The 18166-nt window shown below is 70.2% G+C and carries 15 protein-coding genes; 10 read left to right on the top strand and 5 right to left on the bottom strand.

All coding sequences use genetic code 11. The features are described from left to right. Positions 1 to 150: 150 nt before the first annotated feature. The 3 genes from AC0Z36_RS23850 to AC0Z36_RS23860 all read right to left on the bottom strand — a co-directional run bounded on the left by AC0Z36_RS23850 (position 151) and on the right by AC0Z36_RS23860 (position 5916). Positions 151 to 1194 carry an alpha/beta hydrolase gene (locus tag AC0Z36_RS23850; RefSeq protein WP_485465073.1) on the bottom strand — a complete coding sequence of 348 codons (1044 nt, stop codon included), beginning with the start codon at positions 1192 to 1194 and terminating at the stop codon, positions 151 to 153. Between the two features lie 88 nt (positions 1195 to 1282). Then, entirely contained in the window at positions 1283 to 3322 is a 2040-nt protein-coding gene (gene acs / locus AC0Z36_RS23855) for an acetate--CoA ligase (protein WP_485465074.1), read from the bottom strand. Positions 3323 to 3480: 158 nt separating this feature from the next. Next, the gene (locus AC0Z36_RS23860; RefSeq protein ID WP_485465075.1) at positions 3481 to 5916 is read right to left on the bottom strand and encodes a SulP family inorganic anion transporter; all 2436 of its coding nucleotides are present in this window, start codon (positions 5914 to 5916) and stop codon (positions 3481 to 3483) included. Between the two features lie 417 nt (positions 5917 to 6333). Between AC0Z36_RS23860 and AC0Z36_RS23865 the strand changes: the two genes are divergently transcribed. Continuing rightward, entirely contained in the window at positions 6334 to 7404 is a 1071-nt protein-coding gene (locus AC0Z36_RS23865; RefSeq protein ID WP_485465076.1) for a sulfite exporter TauE/SafE family protein, read from the top strand. 342 nt (positions 7405 to 7746) lie between these two features. After that, on the top strand, positions 7747 to 9081 hold the full coding sequence (locus AC0Z36_RS23870; protein WP_485465077.1) for a polysaccharide deacetylase family protein: 1335 nt from the start codon (positions 7747 to 7749) through the stop codon (positions 9079 to 9081). Between the two features lie 162 nt (positions 9082 to 9243). On the opposite strand, the gene AC0Z36_RS23875 is transcribed toward AC0Z36_RS23870, so the two are convergent. Further along, positions 9244 to 10212, bottom strand: coding sequence for an ATP-binding protein (locus AC0Z36_RS23875; RefSeq protein WP_485465078.1), 969 nt, complete (start codon positions 10210 to 10212; stop codon positions 9244 to 9246). Between the two features lie 143 nt (positions 10213 to 10355). Between AC0Z36_RS23875 and AC0Z36_RS23880 the strand changes: the two genes are divergently transcribed. Beyond that, entirely contained in the window at positions 10356 to 11171 is an 816-nt protein-coding gene (locus tag AC0Z36_RS23880) for a Fic family protein (protein WP_485465079.1), read from the top strand. A 439-nt stretch (positions 11172 to 11610) separates the two neighbouring features. Here the strand turns inward: AC0Z36_RS23880 and AC0Z36_RS23885 are convergent, their stop codons facing one another. Then, complete coding sequence (locus AC0Z36_RS23885) at positions 11611 to 12432, bottom strand: HAD family hydrolase (protein ID WP_485465098.1); 822 nt, start codon at positions 12430 to 12432, stop codon at positions 11611 to 11613. Between the two features lie 627 nt (positions 12433 to 13059). Between AC0Z36_RS23885 and ssd the strand changes: the two genes are divergently transcribed. Genes ssd through AC0Z36_RS23920 form a run of 7 tightly spaced genes read left to right on the top strand, consistent with a single transcriptional unit; the run spans position 13060 to position 18143 of the window. Further along, a complete protein-coding gene (gene ssd, locus AC0Z36_RS23890) occupies positions 13060 to 14169 on the top strand; it encodes a septum site-determining protein Ssd (RefSeq protein WP_485465080.1) in 1110 nt (369 codons plus the stop codon). Then, positions 14166 to 15488, top strand: coding sequence for a TadA family conjugal transfer-associated ATPase (locus tag AC0Z36_RS23895; protein WP_485465081.1), 1323 nt, complete (start codon positions 14166 to 14168; stop codon positions 15486 to 15488). The genes ssd and AC0Z36_RS23895 overlap by 4 nt, the downstream gene beginning before the upstream one ends. Next, on the top strand, positions 15485 to 16330 hold the full coding sequence (locus AC0Z36_RS23900; RefSeq protein ID WP_485465082.1) for a type II secretion system F family protein: 846 nt from the start codon (positions 15485 to 15487) through the stop codon (positions 16328 to 16330). Before AC0Z36_RS23895 ends, AC0Z36_RS23900 begins: the two co-directional genes overlap by 4 nt. 5 nt (positions 16331 to 16335) lie before the next feature. Continuing rightward, complete coding sequence (locus AC0Z36_RS23905; protein ID WP_485465099.1) at positions 16336 to 17103, top strand: type II secretion system F family protein; 768 nt, start codon at positions 16336 to 16338, stop codon at positions 17101 to 17103. 32 nt (positions 17104 to 17135) lie between these two features. Further along, positions 17136 to 17366, top strand: coding sequence for a DUF4244 domain-containing protein (locus tag AC0Z36_RS23910; protein WP_485465083.1), 231 nt, complete (start codon positions 17136 to 17138; stop codon positions 17364 to 17366). Continuing rightward, positions 17353 to 17724, top strand: a complete 372-nt coding sequence (locus AC0Z36_RS23915) for a TadE family type IV pilus minor pilin (protein ID WP_485465084.1) — start codon at positions 17353 to 17355, stop codon at positions 17722 to 17724. Before AC0Z36_RS23910 ends, AC0Z36_RS23915 begins: the two co-directional genes overlap by 14 nt. A gap of 38 nt (positions 17725 to 17762) precedes the next feature. Then, a complete protein-coding gene (locus AC0Z36_RS23920) occupies positions 17763 to 18143 on the top strand; it encodes an Rv3654c family TadE-like protein (protein ID WP_485465085.1) in 381 nt (126 codons plus the stop codon). Positions 18144 to 18166 lie beyond the last annotated feature (23 nt).

The following is an 18166-nucleotide window of genomic DNA, read 5'->3' on the forward strand; positions in this document are numbered from 1 at the left end:
TCGTGCTGTGTCTGCCCGGGGGTCGACCCCCCGGACCCCCGGCGGACCACCCCGCGTGGTCACGGAGCCGGCGTCGGCCCAGCCAACTGTTTCGTGCTGTGTCTGCCCGGGGGTCGACCCCCCGGACCCCCGGCGGACCACCCCGCGTGGTCACGGAGCCGGCGTCGGCCCAGCCAACTGTTTCGTAAAGAAGTCCAGCACCTTCGGGATTGCCAGCTTGAAGTCCTTCGTCAGGTGCCGACCGCCCGGGTTGCTGTACTTCTCCACCTTCACCGGCGGCTTCACCTTCGGCAGGAAGTTGTTCAGCACCCGGTTCTCCTCGGCTTCCTTCTCGCCGAACACAAGCAGCAGGTTCGTGTCCACGGTGCCCTTCCCGGCCAGCGTCGCCGGGCTGATCGAGTCGCGGAACTGCTCGTTGCCCTTCAGCAGCTTCGAGTCACCGGTGAAGTACGCGCCGATGCCGGCCGCGGACTTGAAGAGGTCCGGTTTGTTGAAGGCCAGGTGCATCGCGCAGAAGCCGCCCGAGGACGCGCCCATCACACCCCAGCCGTCGCGTCCGGTGGGCACCCGGAAGTTCGCCCGGACCATCGCCGGGACGTCCTCGGCCTGGAAGGTCCCCACCTTCGGCTGGCCGGGGATGTCCATGCACTCGGTCTCCTGCTTCTCGGCGAGCTGCATCGCCGGCATGACGAGGATGAACGGGTGCGACTTCTTCTCCTGGGACAGGGCGTTGACCTGCGCGGCCAGGTCCAGCTCGGCCCCTGCCCAGGTGTTGTACCCGGCCCCGCTGCCGCCGGGGTAGACCATCAGCACCGGGAAGGTGCTGCTCGCGTACTTCGGGTCGTCGTACTCCGGCGGGGTCCACACCCACACCTTCAGCGTCACGTCCGACTTGGGCCCGTGCAGGGTCGTCAGGCGGACGGTGCTGCCACCGGACTTCCGGATGTCCGTCCACTGCTGGAACGGCCCGGCGGGCTTCGTGGCCGGCGGCGGACCAGTCGGCGAAGGCGGTACGGAAGGACTCGCGGCAGGTGCCGGGCTGCCTGTGGCGGCCGGTGCGGCGCTGCTCGGCGCCGCCTTCGTGTCCTTGCTGGCGGCTTCGTCACCACAGCCTGTCGCGGCCAGAGCGAGCCCCAGACAGGCGGCGACGAGTCCCCGGCGTACGGCGGGTATTCGGGGAGTGCGGCGCGACATGGAGAGCTCCGAAAAAGGCGGGGGACGTGAGGGGAACGTAACTGATGTTCTTTATCTCCCCTTCACGCCCCCACCCCCCCGGCGGTTCTCAGTCCTCCGAAGCCGCGCCCGACTGCTTGCCCTGAATCAGCGACATCACTGAGGAGTCGGTCAGCGTCTGCACGTCACCCAGCGCGCGGTTCTCGGCCACGTCGCGGAGCAGGCGGCGCATGATCTTGCCGGACCGGGTCTTGGGCAGCTCCGGCACGATCATGATCTGCCGCGGCTTGGCGATCGGGCCGAGCACCTTGCCGACGTGGGCGCGCAGCTCCTCGACGGTGGAGTCGTCCTCGGAAGCGGTGCCGCGCAGGATCACGAACGCGACGATGGCCTGACCGGTCGTCGGATCGGTCGCGCCGACCACCGCGGATTCGGCCACCTTCGGGTGCGACACCAGCGCCGACTCCACCTCGGTGGTGGAGATGTTGTGCCCGGACACGAGCATCACGTCGTCGACCCGGCCGAGCAGCCAGATGTCGCCGTCCTCGTCCTTCTTGGCGCCGTCACCGGCGAAGTACAGGCCTTCGAAACGCGACCAGTACGTCTCGACGAACCGCGCGTCGTCGCCCCAGATGGTGCGGGCCATGGCCGGCCACGGCTCAGCGAGGACAAGGTAGCCGCCGCCGCCGTTCGGCACCTCGGTCGCGGTGTCGTCCACGACCTTGGCGACGATGCCGGGCAGGGCGCGCTGCGCGGAGCCCGGCTTGGTCGCGGTCACACCGGGGAGCGGGGCGATCATCATGCCGCCGGTCTCGGTCTGCCACCACGTGTCGACGATCGGGCAGTTGTCGTGGCCGATGTTCTTCCGGTACCACATCCAGGCTTCCGGGTTGATCGGCTCGCCGACGCTGCCCAGGATGCGCAGCGACGACAGGTCGAACTTCGCGGGGATGTCGTCGCCCCACTTCATGCACGTACGGATCGCCGTCGGCGCCGTGTACAGGATGGTGACGCCGTACTTCTGCACGGTCTCCCACCAGCGGCCCTGGTGCGGGCTGTCGGGTGTGCCCTCGTAGATGACCTGCGTGGCCCCGTTGGAGAGGGTGCCGTAGACGATGTACGAGTGTCCGGTGACCCAGCCGACGTCGGCGGTGCACCAGAAGACGTCGGTCTCCGGCTTGAGGTCGAACACCGCGTGTGCGGTGTACGAGACCTGCGTCAGGTAGCCGCCGGAGGTGTGCAGGATGCCCTTGGGATTACCCGTGGTGCCGGACGTGTAGAGGATGAACAGCGGGTGCTCGGCCGCGAACGGCTGCGGCGTGTGGACGTCCGGCTGGGCGTCGACGACGTCGTGCCACCAGACGTCGCGGCCCTCGGTCATCGCGGTCTCTTCACCCGTACGCCGGACGACCAGGACGTTGCGCACGTCCGGGCAGGACTCCACGGCCTCGTCGATGGTCGGCTTGAGCGCGAACGGCTTGCCGCGCCGGTAGCCACCGTCGGCGGTGATGATGATCTTCGCGTCGGCGTCCTCGACCCGGGAGGACACCGCAGTGGCTGAGAAACCGCCGAAGACCACGCTGTGCGGGGCCCCGATGCGGGCGCAGGCCAGCATTGAGAAGACGGCCTCGGGGATCATCGGCAGGTAGATCGCGACCCGGTCGCCGGTCTCGACGCCGAGTGCGGTCAGCGCGTTGGCGGCCTTGGAGACCTCACGCTGGAGGTCGGCGTACGTGATGGTGCGGGAGTCGCCGGGCTCACCCTCCCAGTGGATCGCCACCCGGTCGCCGTTGCCGGCTTCGACGTGCCGGTCGACGCAGTTGTACGCGACGTTCAGCTCGCCGTCGGCGAACCACTCGGCGAACGGGGCGTTCGACCAGTCCAGAGTCTGGGTCGGCTCGGTCGCCCAGGTCAGCCGACGGGCCTGCTCGGCCCAGAAGCCGAGCCGGTCGGCGTCGGCCTGGGCGTACGCCTCGGCGGTGACGTTGGCGTTCGCGCTGACCGTGGCCGGAGGTGCGAAGCGCCGTTCCTCCTTCAGCAGGTTCGACAGGGCTTCCGTAGCCGGTACGTCGTTGCTCACGCCAGTTCCTCCGAGGGGCCGAGGCTTGTTGGTCCTGCCGATGGCAGGGATGTCTCCGGCGTAGCTCATCAGGGATGGGCGGCGCTGACAAGAGGTCCATAAGAATTGGTTTAGACCTCTGTGCCAGACAAGTCGGAGCGGACCCCACGGCCGGTGGCCGCCGGACCCGCTCCGGAGCGTATCTGTGCGGGCGGTCAACAAATGATCAACGTTGCCCGACGACCCGGCTACGCCGGTCCGGTGACCTGCCCGCACATCGGGACGGAGACCGGCGCCGACCCGGGGGTGAGCCCGCAACGCCCGCCGTCGGCGACCGCGGCCGGCACCGGACCACCCATCGGGGTGAAGGTGTCGTCGACCGCGTCGTACATGTACATCTGCGCCGACGCGAGGTCGAAGTACAGCCCGAACAACCGGAGTCGGCCTGCGTCGACCGCGGTCCGGACAGCCGGGTGCGCCCGCAGGTTGTCCAGTTGCTGAAGCACGTTGGTCAGACAGAGCGCCTCAGTCGGTGGCAGCTGTTCGCCGCACAGTGTCGGCGGCGGGCCGCCGGTGAACCGCTCCATCGTGCTGCGTCCGTTGCGCAGCCAGCGGTCCAGGTCCGGAGTGTGCGGGTGGTGACCGGAAGCTGCGGGGGACACCTGGTCGAGGAGCGCCTGCATGGCGCCGCAGCCGGAGTGGCCGCAGACCGTGATGCTGCGCACACCCAGGATCGAGACCGCGTATTCGATCGCCGCCCCGACGGAGTGGTCGGCGTGGATGGTCACCTTGTCGCCGTCGTACGCGATGTCCCGGCGGGGGACGAGGTTGCCGACGTTGCGGACGGTGAACAGGTCGCCGGGGCCGCTCGCGGTGATCACGTTCGGGACGAGTCGCGAGTCGGCGCAGGTGATGAACAGCTGGGCGGGTTTCTGCCCCTCCAGTGCGAGGCGCTGGAGGAACGGCTGGATGAGCGGTGCGGTGCGGTGCTGGAACTCCCGGGCGCCCGCCTCCAGTGGGTGGTGGGCGGTGAACTCCTGCCAGTGCCACCAGGGGGCGAACCAGCGGGCTGACGGGGTCAGCGGGACCTTGTCCTGCCCGGGGGTGCCCGCCACCGCCTGCCGGTAGCCGTCGCCGTGTGCTTCCTCGACTTCGACCGTGCCGCCCCGGCTGGTGTATCCGTGCCGCCAGGTGTGCACGGTCTCGAACGCACCCTGGTCGAGGTAGTCGACTGTCAGGCCGAGGCAGACGTGCCGTCCGTCCGGGAGGTTGTCCAGGGCGCGGGTCAGCCGGGGGACGGACAGGAAGGTCAGCGAGCCGTGCACGTCCACATGGATGGTGCCGCCGCGCTCGTAGGTGTGCACGGTCGCCCGGCTGAGCCGCAGCAGGGCGGTGACGCCGCTGACGAACAGGCCGAGCAGGACGCCTTCGAGCACGCCGAGCAGCACCACGCCGAGGACGGTGGCCAGGTAGCCGAGGAATTCGCGGTGCCGGTGGACGTGCCTGATGTGGGTCAGGTCGACCATCCTGATGCCGACGACCATGACCAGAGCTGCGAGTACGGCCAGTGGGATCTGTTCGATCAGGCCGCCGAGCAGCCCGGCGAACAGCAGGATCCACGCGCCGTGCAGCACGGTCGCGGCCCGGGTGGCCGCACCGGCGCGGACGTTGGCGCTGGACCTGATCGCGCCACCGGCCACCGGGAAGCCGCCGAGGAGCCCGGAGACGATGTTCCCGGCACCCTGTGCGGCCAGTTCGCGGTTCAGGTGGGCGCGCGGCCGCTGGTGCATGCGGTCCACCGCGACGGCGGACACGAGGGTCTCGACACCGGAGACCACCGCCACCGTCAGCACCGCGCCGGCCAGGGCCGACCAGGCGTGCCCGGTGGGGAGGGTCGGCAGGGTGAGCGCGGCGGACGGCAGACGGACCTTGTCGACGTCGAGCCCCAGGACCACGGCGGCGACCGTCGCCAGGGTGACCGCGACCAGCGCTGCCGGTACGCGCCGCAGCGGGCCGAGCAGCCCCCGCTTGGCCAACGCCGGCCAGACGAGCAGCAGGGCCACGGTGACCAGCCCGATCGCTATCGCGGCCGGCCGGTGGACGGCCAACTGGGCGGGCAACTGCCGCAGGTTGGCCGTCGCCGAGCTCTGGGGGGTGCCGCCGAGGACGACGTGCAGCTGGGACAGTGTGATGACCAGGCCGATGCCGGCGAGCATGCCGTGTACGACGGCGGGTGACAGGGCGAGGGCCGACCGGGCGATGCGGGTGAGGCCGAGCACGATCTGCAGTGCTCCGGCGGCCACGGTGATGGCGCAGGTGACCTGCCAGCCGTAGCTGTGCACCAGGCCGGCGACGATCACGGAAAGCCCGGCAGCGGGGCCGCTGACCTGGAAGGGCGCACCGCCTAGGGTTCCGACGACCAGACCGCCGACGGCGGCGCCGATCAGACCGGCGGTCAGCGGCGCCCCGGCGGCCAGGGCGATCCCCAGGGACAGCGGGATCGCGATGAGGAAGACGACAAGCGACGCGCCGAAGTCGGCGCGCAGGTTGTCCAGGCGGCTGGGTTGCGCCGCGGGCGGCGGTTCGGGGTCTGCGGCGTATGTGTGTTCGGGTTCGGTGGCGGCGACTGCGCCCGCGTGCGGCGAAGCGGCAGGCTGCGTCGGGGAAGGCTGGGCGGTGCTCATGGAACCGGGTCTCCTCCGGGCGGGCGGCCACGGTCCTCCAAAGGGACCGTGGGCGGGTGGCTTCCGGGGTGTGGCGGGGTTCTGCGCGGTTTCCCGCTAATCGCGTGATTGCGTGCACTTAGCGGGTGCGAGACGGCTATGGGGTGGAGCCGCTGCGCGAAGCGTAAAAATCACGCCGGGTGATTCTTTGATTACCGTAACGCTAGCCTTTTCGAAACGTAAAAAATGCGGCTGAACGAGTGAAAAACCCGCATGCATACGGGTGAAACTCGAACAGGGCTCTTCCGTAACGGGCGTGCATTGGCTTGTGGGGGCGCACAACGCCCGGATGCGAGCGCCGGACTTGTCGATCAACCACGCTGGGTAGTCATCCCCATGGCATGCGTGCCATCCGCACGCGTCGTGGGGGAGGTTCCAGTGGAGTTGGTCACCGCGGTGAGCACGGGGCTGGGCGCCGGTCTGTTGGCCGGCGGGGCGTCCTGTGCCGTCGTCCAGGGCGGACTGCTCGCCAGTGCGATCGGTCGGCGCCCGGTGGGTGAACCCCGGTCGGCTTGTGTGGGACCGGTGTCGGGCTGTGGGTCCGTCAGCACCCTCCAGGTGGACACGAGGACGCATGCGGTCCGTACGCTCACCGCGTTCCTCGGAGCCAAACTGGTGGCGCACACACTCCTGGGTGCCCTGTTCGGGCTCGCCGGGTCGCTTGTCCAGCCGTCACCGTCCGTGCGTGCGGTCCTGCTGCTCTCCGCCGCCGCGCTGATGGTTTTCTTCGCCCTCGACATGCTCGGCGTCCCGGGCATCGGCCGCCTTGTGCCGCGGATGCCCGCGGCGGTCGCAGCGCGGGTGCGGCGGGCCGACGGCACACCGTCCTGGTTCCGCCCCGCCGCGCTCGGCACGGCGACCGTGCTGCTGCCCTGTGGGGTGACCCTGAGCATGGAACTGGTCGCGGTCGCGTCCGGCGACGCGCTGACCGGCGCGGCGGTGATGGCCGCTTTCGTGCTCGGCACGGTGCCGCTGTCCGCGGCACTCGGCTGGGCGATTGACGCCTCATCACGTGTGCTGCGGGGACGGCTCACCCGGATGGTCGGCGTCCTGGTCCTCGCCGTCGCGGTGTGGACGGCGATGTCCGGCCTGCGGGTGGGGGGCTGGTACACGCCGGACTCCTCGGCGGGCGTCGACCGCACGGCCGCGTCCGTCGGCGCTGACGGCGTACAGACAGTGACCGTCCGCGCGGGAAGCAAGGGATATTCGCCGGCTAAGGTCGCCGCCCGCGCCGGGGTGCACACCGTGCTCGTGTTCCGCTCAACCGACCTGTACGGGTGCACCCGTGCGGTAGTCATCCCCGGGGAGGGTGTCCAGCGGTTGCTCCCGGCGACCGGCGAGACCACGATCGATCTGGGCGTCCGGAGCCCGGGGACGCTGCGGTTCACCTGCGTGATGGGCATGTACGGCGGACAGATCGCCTTCGCCGGGCAGCCCGCCGCGGAATAGGCGCGGGCGGAAGAGTCCCGTACGGGACAGGGCCGTACGGGACAGAGCCGTACGGGACAGAGCCGTACGGAGGAGTGACGCGCCGTCGCTTCACGCTTGTGCCGACTTGCCGTGCCGCACGCCTCACAGCTTCCTGACATCTGGAGCGTAGGCTTGATCATGTGGTATTCACACACGCGTCCGTGGAAGTAGCGTGTCCGTTCGGTCAGCTACCGGACCGGATTTGTCCGGTCTTTGTCCGGTCCACGCAACCACTGGACACGGGCGTGCGTGTGATCCAGTACAGCAGGTTCTCTTCGGTCTGCCCGGGACCGGGAAATTCCTCGTGGAAGTAGGTGAACTGTGCGCAGTGTTCGCGGTGCCGCCGTATTGGTCGTCGTCGCAGTCCTCGCCGCCATCGGATTTGTGGTGTTCGCGAAGGACGACGGCAAGGGCGGAGCGTCGACGAACAAACCTGCGTCAGCTTCGCCGGGTAAGGACGACAACAAGGGCGGCGACAGTAAACGCCCCGAGAGACTGATCGGCGACGGTTCCACCGCCGACACCGGTCCGCAGCCCGACCCGTTCGGCTACAACAAGCCGGTCAAGCTGAAGCCGGGCGAGAAGCCGCCGCAGTTTGTGGTGTTCTCCTGGGACGGGGCGGGGGAGCAGGTCAACAAGCGTCTGTTCGAACGCTTCCGCAAGGTGGGCAGGGACAACAACGCGAACATGACGTTCTTCCTCACCGGTCTCTATGTGCTGCCGGAGAACAAGCTGGGGTTGTACAACCCGCCGCAGCACAAAACCGGCGCTCAAGACGTCGGCATGCTGACGGACGAGAACGTCAAACTGACGATCCAGCAGATCGGCCCGGCCTGGCTTGAGGGCAACGAGATCGGCACCCACTTCAACGGCCACTTCTGCGGCCCCAAGGGCGGGGGCGACTGGTCGCCGGCGGAGTGGAAGAGCGAGATCGACCAGTCGGTCAAGTTCGTCGAGACGTGGAAGACGAACAACCCCACGCTCAAGGACCTGCCGCCGTTCCCCTTCGACTACAAGAAGGAACTGATCGGCAGCCGGGCCCCGTGCCTGGAGGGGCAGAAGAACCTGATCACCGCGTCGAAGCAGTTCGGCTGGCGGTACGACACCTCGGGCAACGGAACGCAGGTCTGGCCGAAGCAGAAGGACGGCATCTGGGACGTGTCCCTGCAGTCGATGCCGTTCCCCGGGCGGGCGTTCGAGACGCTGTCGATGGACTACAACCTGATGTTCAACACACAGGGCGGCAAAGAGGGCAAGGGTGACCCGTCGAACTTCCCCGCCTGGGAGAAGCAGGCCACCGACATGTTCACCGGCGGCTTCAACCGGGCTTACAACGGCAACCGCGCGCCGGTGGTCATCGGCAACCACTTCGAGTCGTGGAACGGCGGCATCTATATGAACGCCGTTGAGAACACGGCCAAGACGGTCTGTAAGAAGGACGGCGTCAAGTGCGTCTCCTTCCGCCAGCTGGCCGACTGGCTGGACGCGCAGGACCCGGCTGTTATCGCCAAGTTGCAGGGGCTGCCGATAGGACAGGCCCCCAACTGGGCGACCGTATTCCCGGCGTCCTTCCAGAGCCAGCCCGGTAACGGCGCTCCCGCGGGTACGACGAACGCAGCGGTCCCGGCCGCGCTGGAGCCGGCCCGGCGTGACTGATCCGAGCTGCTGATCTGACGTGGGCAAAAGGAACAAGACCTTCGCGTACGGCAAATCCGTACGCGAAGGTCTTGTTCCTTTTGGTTTTCAGCACCGCTCTGCTTCAGGCCTGCGCTGCTTCTGCCCTGCACTGCGCTGCCCTGCCCTGCTTCTGCCCTGCTTTCAGGCCCGCGCGGCGACCGGCCCCAGGATGAATTCCGGGTCGACCTGCCCGGTCAGGTCCACGCCCGCTTTCGCGTTGGCCCAACTGTGCGCGTTCTTCACATGGAACTCGACCATCTGCTCGGTGTAACGCCGCCAGTCGCGCTGGTCGTAGGTGGCGTCGACCGCCTCCAGCATCGAGCCCAGCGGAGCGCGGTTCTCCGGTTCCAACTGGTCGAACGCGGGGGAGCGCCCCTTCTCAAGCTGACGCACGAATGCCGACTGGCCGACCCACGTGAGCAGGTCGTCGCCGACGTGATCACGCAGGAAGTCGAGGTCGTCCTGGCCCTGCACCTTGTTGCCGACGACGCTCAACGACACGTCCCAGTCCCGGGCGTACGTCTTGTACTGCTTGTAGACGCTGACGCCCTTCCGGGTCGGCTCGGCGACCAGGAACGTCTTGTCGAACCGGGTGAACAGGCCCGACGCGAAGGAGTCGGAGCCGGCCGTCATGTCCACGACGACGTACTCGCCCGCGCCGTCGACCAGGTGGTTGAGGTACAGCTCCACCGCACCGACCTTCGAGTGGTAGCAGGCGACCCCGAGGTCGTCGTCCTCGAAAGGACCGGTGACCATGAGCCGCATGCCCTCGGGCAGTTCCCGGGCGCACGCGGCGTGGATCGGGTTGTCCCCGGTCACCGTGATGAGGTTGGAGCCGCGGCCCGGCGGGGTGGTCTTGACCATCTCGCCCGCCGAGGCGATCCGCGGGTTGGCACCGCGGAGGTACTCCTTGATGGCGGGCAGTTGCCCGCCCATCGGGGGGATTTTTGCGGCGTCGGATTCGTCGAGCCCGAGCGCCACACCCAGGTGCTGGTTGATGTCCGCGTCGACCGCGGTGACCGGCAGGCCCGAGGCGGCGAGGTGCCGGATGAACAGGGACGACAGCGTGGTCTTGCCGCTGCCGCCCTTGCCGACGAAGGCGATCTTCATGGAGGGACCTCTCGTTTCCGGTCATTCCGGACCTGATAATCGTTTTCAAATCATCAGTCGCTGTATGTAGTCATGTCAAATCAGAGTGTGCTTGTCGGGGGAGGTTCCCGGAGGTGCCGGAGGGACGCGTAGGGTCGGCTGGCGTGAGCACTGATCCCTTCGCGGCCGTCGCCGCGCTGCCCGGCGTCCAGGACCGTGTCGAGGCGGCGCGCACGGCCGTCGACGGGCTGTACGGCCACCGCACGATGCGCCGCCGCAGCCCCGACATCGCCGCGGAGTCCGCGCTGCGCGGAGCCCGCGCCTCCGCCGCGCTCGACGGCGCCGACTGGTCCCTTGAGGAGATCCGCCGGCGTACGGACTACTCAGCCGACCCCGAGGGCGCGGTGGTCTCCGGGGCACTGCGGGTGTCGGCCGAACTGGCTGAACTCCGTACGACCTGGCGGGCCAGTCCCACCCAGGTACTGGCCCGGCTGCACCTGCTGACTGCCGCCGATGTGCTCGACGCGGAGGCCATCGGCCGCCCGCGGCACGCGGGCGAGAAGGTGACCGGCGGCGGCCCCGCCCCCGCCGTGCTTCCGGCCCCCGGCGAAGTGACCGCCCGGCTCGACGGCCTGGTCCAGTTGCTCGCCGCGCCCAGCGACGCCCCGGCGCTCGTCGTCGCGGCGATCGTGCACGGCGAGATCCTCGCCCTGACGCCGTTCGTGTGGGGTAGTCCCGCCGTGGCGCGCGCCGCCCAGCGGCTTGTGCTCCAGACCCGCGGCCTGGACCCCAAGGGCGTGACCGTGCCCGAGGTCGGCCACCTGGACCTGGGGGTCACGGCCTACCAGGAGGCGCTGGACGGCTATCTCTCCGGCACACCCGAAGGCCTCGCCGCCTGGATCGGCCACTGCGCCGACGCGGTGGTCATCGGAGCCCGCGAGAGCGTCGCGGTCTGCGAAGCCATCATGCGCGGCATGTAGCGCAGCGCCCCAGGCGGAGTCTGTGGCGCCGAAGGCGCAGTCTGAGGATTACGGCTACTCGGAGTGGAGCGGAGGAAGTCGCGTTCCGATCCGGAAAAGAAAACTGGAACGGCGGCGTCTCCGTTGAGGAGACGCCGCCGTTTGGCGCGTTGAGCGGGGTACCAGTGCGTGCACCACAGTGACGGGCCGGCCCGGGGCTGGTGTGCGGCGTGGCCCGAAAGCGACGCTTCACTACCCCGGTTCTCCGACGCGTCGACCCCGACGAGGGTCGGTCGCGCGTGGGTTCCCGATCGTTGCGCTTCAGTCCGTACGGCTGCTGTGATTTCTCACGCTGTCGTGCGGGCCGCTACTTGCCTTTGTAGTCGCGATGGCCAGGTGAACGGAACCCCTGGCTCAAGATCTTTACCTTTGGGCCCGGATCGGACGGGCCGCCACAGGGCTATCGCCTCCGCTTCGCGGCGTACCAGATCAAGCCACCCACGGCCGCTCCCGCGCCGATCGCGGTGGCCGCCAGGACCGGCCGCGACGGCACGGAGAGGGTGGGCACGCGTTGCCGCAGGGAAACCGGCCGGCTGAACACGAGGACCGGCCACCCGCGGGCGGTCGCCTCCTTGCGCAGGCCCCGGTCGGGGTTCACCGCGTACGGATGTCCCACCTCCAGGAGCATCGGAAGATCGGTGACCGAGTCGCTGTACGCGTAGCAGCGGGACAGGTCGTAGCCCTCGGATTCGGCCAGCTCGCGGATCGCGATCGCCTTGTTCTCCGCGTAGGCGTAGTAGTCGATCTTCCCGTTGTAGCGGCCGTCCTCGACTTGGAGCCGGGTGGCGACCACCCGGTCCGCGGCGAGCATCTCGCCGATCGGTTCGACCACTTCGGCGCCGGAGCTGCTGACGATGACCACGTCCCGCCCGGCGGCGTGGTGCTCTTCGATCAGCGAGGCGGCCTCGTCGTAGATCAGCGGGTCGATCAGGTCGTGCAGGGTCTCGGCGACGATCTCCCGGACCTGCTGGACGTCCCAGCCCCGGGTGAGGCCGGAGAGGTATTCGCGCATCCGTTCCATCTGGTCGTGGTCGGCGCCGCCGACCAGGAAGACGAACTGGGCGTACGCGTTCTTCAGTACGGCCCGGCGGTTGATCAGGCCGCCCTGATAGAAGCTGCGACTGAAGGCCAGCGCGCTTGATTTGGCGATGACGGTCTTGTCGAGGTCGAAGAAGGCAGCGGTCCGTGACAGAGCATCGTGGTTTTCCACGGATACCACGATAGAGGCAGCCATTCGGCGTAAAGTTGACGCCGTGGGTTTGCTTGCGCAGCCCCTCGGGTACATCCTGGAAGTCACGGATCGTTCGCGACCGTGCTAACCCGGTTCGGCTCCTCCCCCCCGAGTCGGACCGTGGAAGACGACCCCCGCTCTCCCCCCCGGCGGGGGTCGTCGCATGTCCAAACGCCTTTTGGGTGAAGGCCGGTGCAGTCTCCCGGTCATGCGACACCGTCGGTCGGCTGAGCGTCCTCGCACATCGGTGCCACAGCCCGTCAGGTTTCCGCGGCTGCTGCTCCGCCCACGCCGCGACCCCCGGTTGACGACTCTTCGTGCCCGCCGCGCCGCTGACCCGAACGCGTCGCTGACCCGGACGCGTCGCTGACCTGAACGCGTCGCTGACCCGAACGCTCCTTCGTGGTGAGCGGTCCGGCGGTGCAGTGAGCAGACCTTCCTGCCCCGGCGCGATCCCCCGAACGAAGTAAATAGTTATCCACACCCCCGAGTTGTCCACAGGGCGGCAATCACTCGGCGGGACCAGCGAAGTTCACACGTCACGGTGGATGCACCCTCCGCGGGGCCGGTCGAATGCGGCCGGTCCGGTACGGAGGAACCGTCCGACGGGGAAGACCAATGCCGCTGTCACCAATCGTGCGTTCCAGACCGTCTCCGGTCCCGCGCCCACTCCTGGCCACCGACGATCCGCAGTTGCTCGACGACCTGCTGCGGCTGTGCGCCGTCGTCGGCATCGAACCCGAAGTGCAGACCAACGCCCCGGCCGCACACGCCTCCTGGAACTCCGCACCGCTGGTCGTCGTCGGCGACGACCTGTCCGAACTTCTCGCCCGGCACACACCGGCCCGCCGGCCCGGAGTGATCCTGCTCGGCCGTGACCTCGACGACGGCGACATCTGGCGCCGGGCGGTGGCCGTCGGCGCGGAGCACGTCGTGTTCCTGCCCGACGCCGAAGGCTGGCTGATCGACCGCCTCGCCGACCTCTCCGACGGCAGCGGACCGGGCGCCGTCGGGGTGGCCGTCCTGGGAGGCCGCGGTGGAGCGGGGGCCAGCACCCTCGCGTGCGCACTGGCCGTCACCGCCGCCCGGGACGGCCTGGCCGTCGGCCTGATCGACGTCGACCCGCTCGGCGGCGGCATCGACGTCCTGCTCGGCGGCGAGAAGACCGGCGGGCTGCGCTGGCCCGACCTCGCCGGGGCCAGGGGCCGGGTCGACGGTGGCGCGCTGGCCGACGCGCTCCCGCACCTGCACAACCTGACGGTCCTCTCCTGGGACCGCGGCGAGACGGCCGACGTCCCGGCGGACGCCATGCGGTCGGTCGTCTCCGCTGTCCGCCGCCGCCACGACATGGTCGTGGTGGACGCGCCCAGGCACCTCGACCCCGTCTCCGAGGAAGCAGTCGCCCAGTGCGGCACCGCGCTGATCGTCGTCCCCGCCCAGTCCCGGTCGATCGCGGGCGCGGCCCAGGTGGTCCGGCGGCTGCGCCCGGTCGTCCGCGACCTGCGGGTGGTGGTCAGGGGGCCGGTGCCGGCCGGGGCGACCGCGGAGCAGATCGCCGACGACCTCAAGATCCCGCTGGCCGGGGAACTGCGTCCCGAACCGCAACTCGCCCAGGCGGTCGAGCGCGGGGAGGTGCCCGGCACGCGGGCCCGCAGTCCGCTCGGGAAGTTCTGCCGCGGGTTCCTCGCCGGCTGCGCGATGCCCGACGAGAGGAGCCGGGCGGCATGAGTGTGCCTGTCTCCCCTCCCACCCGGCGTCCGGACGGCCCGGCCAGCACCCTGGGCAGTCCATTTGTCACCTACCAGCGCAACGCGCCCGTGGTGCCGTCCGCGCGCCCGGCCCTCGCGGTCCGCGCCGGCCTGCCGGTCCGTACGGCACTGTCCTCGAGCGACGAATCCGACCTCGTCCAGGCCGTCCGCAACCGGCTCGCGCACAGCGGACAGCCAGCCACCCCCGCGGCGGTCGCCGCCGCGCTGCGCGCCGAAGGACGGGTGCTCGGTGACGAAGCCGTGCTCGCGGTGGTCCGGGTGCTGCGCGCGGAGATCACCGGGGCGGGGCCGCTCGAAGCACTGCTGCGCGATCCGAAGGTCACCGACGTCCTGGTGAACGCACCCGACGAGGTGTGGGTGGACCGCGGCGCGGGGCCCGAACGCACCACCGTGGTCTTCCCCGACGACGATGCCGTACGGCGGCTCGCGCAGCGGTTGGCCACCGGCGCGGGGCGCCGCCTCGACGACTCATCGCCGTACGTCGACGCCCGGCTGTCCGACGGCACGCGGCTGCACGCGGTCCTCAAACCCCTTGCGGTCCGGGGCACCTGTCTGTCGCTGCGGGTGCCCCGGCGGACCGCCTTCACCCTCGGCGAACTGGTCAGGTCGCGGATGCTTCCCGGGGCGTGCGCCGACCTCCTGCGTGCTGTCGTGGCAGCCCGCGCGGCCTTCCTGGTCAGTGGCGGAACCGGTACGGGCAAGACGACCCTGCTGGCAGCGCTGCTCGGGACCGCGCACCCGGCCGAACGGCTTGTCCTGGTCGAGGACTCCGCCGAACTGACGCCGCGTCATCCGCATGTGGTGCGTCTTGAGGCGAGGCCACCCAATGTTGAAGGTGCCGGCGAAATCACCCTGCGTGATCTGGTCAGGCAGGCCCTGCGGATGCGCCCCGACCGACTGGTCGTCGGCGAGGTCCGAGGGGCCGAAGTCACCGATCTACTCTCGGCGTTGAACACCGGGCACGAAGGTGGTTGCGGCACCGTGCACGCGAACTCGGCCGCCGACGTCCCCGCCCGCCTGGAGGCGCTGGGCGCGCTGGCCGGGCTCGGCCGCACCGCCTTGCACAGTCAGCTGGCCTCAGCCCTCGACCTGGTCGTGCACGTGGTCCGCGACCGCGACGGACTGCGCCGCGTCGCCGAGATCCACATCCTGGAACGCGACCAGGCCGGGCTCGTCCACCCGGTGCCCGCGGTCTTCGCCGACCGTACGGGAATCCTGCGCGCCGGACCCGGACACCGCAAGCTCGCCACCCGGCTGTCGGGGTGGTGGACGCCGTGACCTCCGACGCCATGACCTCTGACGCCGTGACCGCAACCCTGCTGGCTGCCCTGCTTGCTGCCTGTGCGGTGTGGGTTTTCCTCGGCAGACCCGTACACCGGCGACTGCACCGGCTCCAACGGCCGCCGTCCCCGCCCCGGCGACTGCCCGACAACTCCCAGCACCGCACTGTCCTGTTGGCGCTCGGGGGTGGGACGGCCGCCGGCGTTGTCCTCCACACCCCTGTCCCCGCGCTGCTCGCGGTGCCCGCCGCGCTCTACCTCGGCTGGCAGCGGGCCCGCCGGGCGAAACTGCGGGACGCCGCGCTGCTGCGCACCGGCACCGCCGAACTGTGCACCGCGCTCGCCGCCGAACTACGCGCCGGACGCACCCCCGCGCAAGCACTGGCCGGTGCGGTCGAAGCAGTGCCGCCCGGTGCTGCCGCCGTCGCCGCCGAAGCTGTGGCGGTCGCCCGGATCGGCGGGGACATCCCCGCCGCCCTCGACCAGGCCGGCGCTACCCCCGGAGCCGGCGGGCTGCGCCGGGTGGCCGCCTGCTGGCGGGTCGCCGCGGACAGCGGCGGTGGCCTCGCCCCCGCCCTCGACCGGATCGCCTCCGGGCTGCGCGCAGAGGACGACACCCGGCAGGAGATCGACAGTGAACTGGCCGGAGCCCGCTCCACCGCCCGGCTGCTGGCCGTCCTGCCCGCCTTCGGCGTGCTGCTCGGCACGGGCTTGGGCGCGGATCCGGCACATGTGCTGCTGCGGACCCCGTACGGCATCGCCTGTCTGGCCCTCGGGCTGCTGCTGATCGCCGTCGGCACGGTCTGGACCGACCGGCTCGCGGACCAGGAGGAAGCGTGAACGTGATGACGGCAACTGCCTGGCTCGGTCCGGCGGGGGCAGGTCTGCTGGCCGCGCTGGCAGTCGGCAGCTGGCTTCCGGCGGCGGATTTCCGGAGCCGGGTCGACCGGCTGATGAAGTGTCACCAGGCTGATCGGGCAAGTGGTTCCGTACGCTCATCGGCAGCTCTTCCGGCGGCAAAGCGGCGGTTCGCCGCCGGACTGGCGGCGCTGGCGGCTGCGCTTTTCCTCGGCGCCCCCACAGGAATCCTCGCCGCACCGGTCGTCTTTGTGCTTCTGGACCGCCGCCTGGCCCGCCTCGAACCGCGCGCGGTGCGGGACCGCAACGCCAGGTTGGGCCGCGACCTGCCGGTGGCCGCCGACCTGCTCGCCGCGTGCCTGCTCGCGGGCCGGGCGCCGGCGGACGCGGCCGAGGCGGTCGCGGACGCACTCGACGGACCGCTCGCCGCCGAACTGCGCCCGGTGGTCGCCGCGCTGCGGCTCGGCGGCGATCCGGCCGCAGTCTGGAACCGGCTGGCGGCGGAGCCGGGACTCGCTCCGCTGGGCCGGGCGCTGGCCCGCTCCGCGGACTCCGGGATTCCCCTGGCGGACGCCGCCGTCCGGCTCGCCGACGCACAACGCGCGGCCCGGCACCGGGCCAGGACCGCGGCGGCCCGGCGGGTGCCCGTGCTCGCCACTGTCCCGCTGGGGTTGTGCTTCCTTCCCGCCTTCCTGCTCATCGGCGTGTTCCCGGTCGTGGCCGGTCTTGGCGCCGTTCTGTTCGCACACACCTGATCCCGCACAGCTGAACTCACTGGAGGAAATCAATGACTGTCATCACCGCCCAGCTCGTCCGCCGGTTCTGCTGGGCCCGGTTCAGCCTGCGCCGACTTGTCCGCTACCTGCGCCAGGACGGCGGTATGACCACGGCCGAATACGCAGTCGGCACGGTCGCCGCGGTGGCCTTCGGCGCCGTTTTGTACAAGGTCGTCACCAGCAGCGCGGTCAGCACCGCGCTCAGCGGGATCATCACCAAGGCACTGCATGTCTCGTTCTGACCGGAGTGGGGATTCCGGATACGTCACCGCGGAGACTGCCGTTGCCGTTCCCTCGCTGGTGGTGCTGGTCCTGATGCTGATCACCGGGATCAGTGCGGCTGTCGCGCACATCCAGTGTGTGGACGCGGCGCGGGCCGGCGCGCGGTCTGCGGCCCGGGGCGAACCGGCGGCGGCGAGCGCCGGGGCCGCGCGGCAGGCGGCTCCTGACGGAGCGTCGGTTCAGGTGTCGGCGGACCGGGAGCTGGTCCGGGTGCGGGTTCGGGTCGAGATCCACCCGCCGGGGCCGTTGTTGTCCGGGCTGCGCTTCACCGTCGGCTCCACAGCGGTGGCGGCGGCGGAGCAAGCGTGGTCCGAGTAGCGGTCTTGGGGTCCGCCGGCCGGCCAGTGGTGTTCACAGTGGCCCGGAAACCCCGGGATCGCTACGGCGGGGACCGTGGTTCGGCCACGGTCTGGACGGCGATGTGGTCCTTGGCTCTGTTGTTTTTGGCGGGCGGCGCGCTCGCCGTCGGCGGAGTAGTCGCCGCCCGGCATCAGGCCGGAGCGGCGGCCGACCTCGCGGCACTCGCGGCGGCGGACCGGACGGTGGACGGGGTGGAGGCTGCCTGTGCTGTGGCCCGCGCCGTCGCAGCCGACCAAGGAGCACAGTTGACGACCTGTCAGGTCGATGGGGACTTCGTGGACGTGATCGCCGAGGTGCCGTTGGCGGGCGCGCTCAGCCGGTTCGGTGCGGCGCGGGTGCCGGCCCGCGCGGGGCCCGTGGTTCCGGGCCCAGGCTGAGACGGTCTTGGGGTTTCCGGGAC

This window comes from Kitasatospora sp. UYEF31, assembly GCF_057291755.1.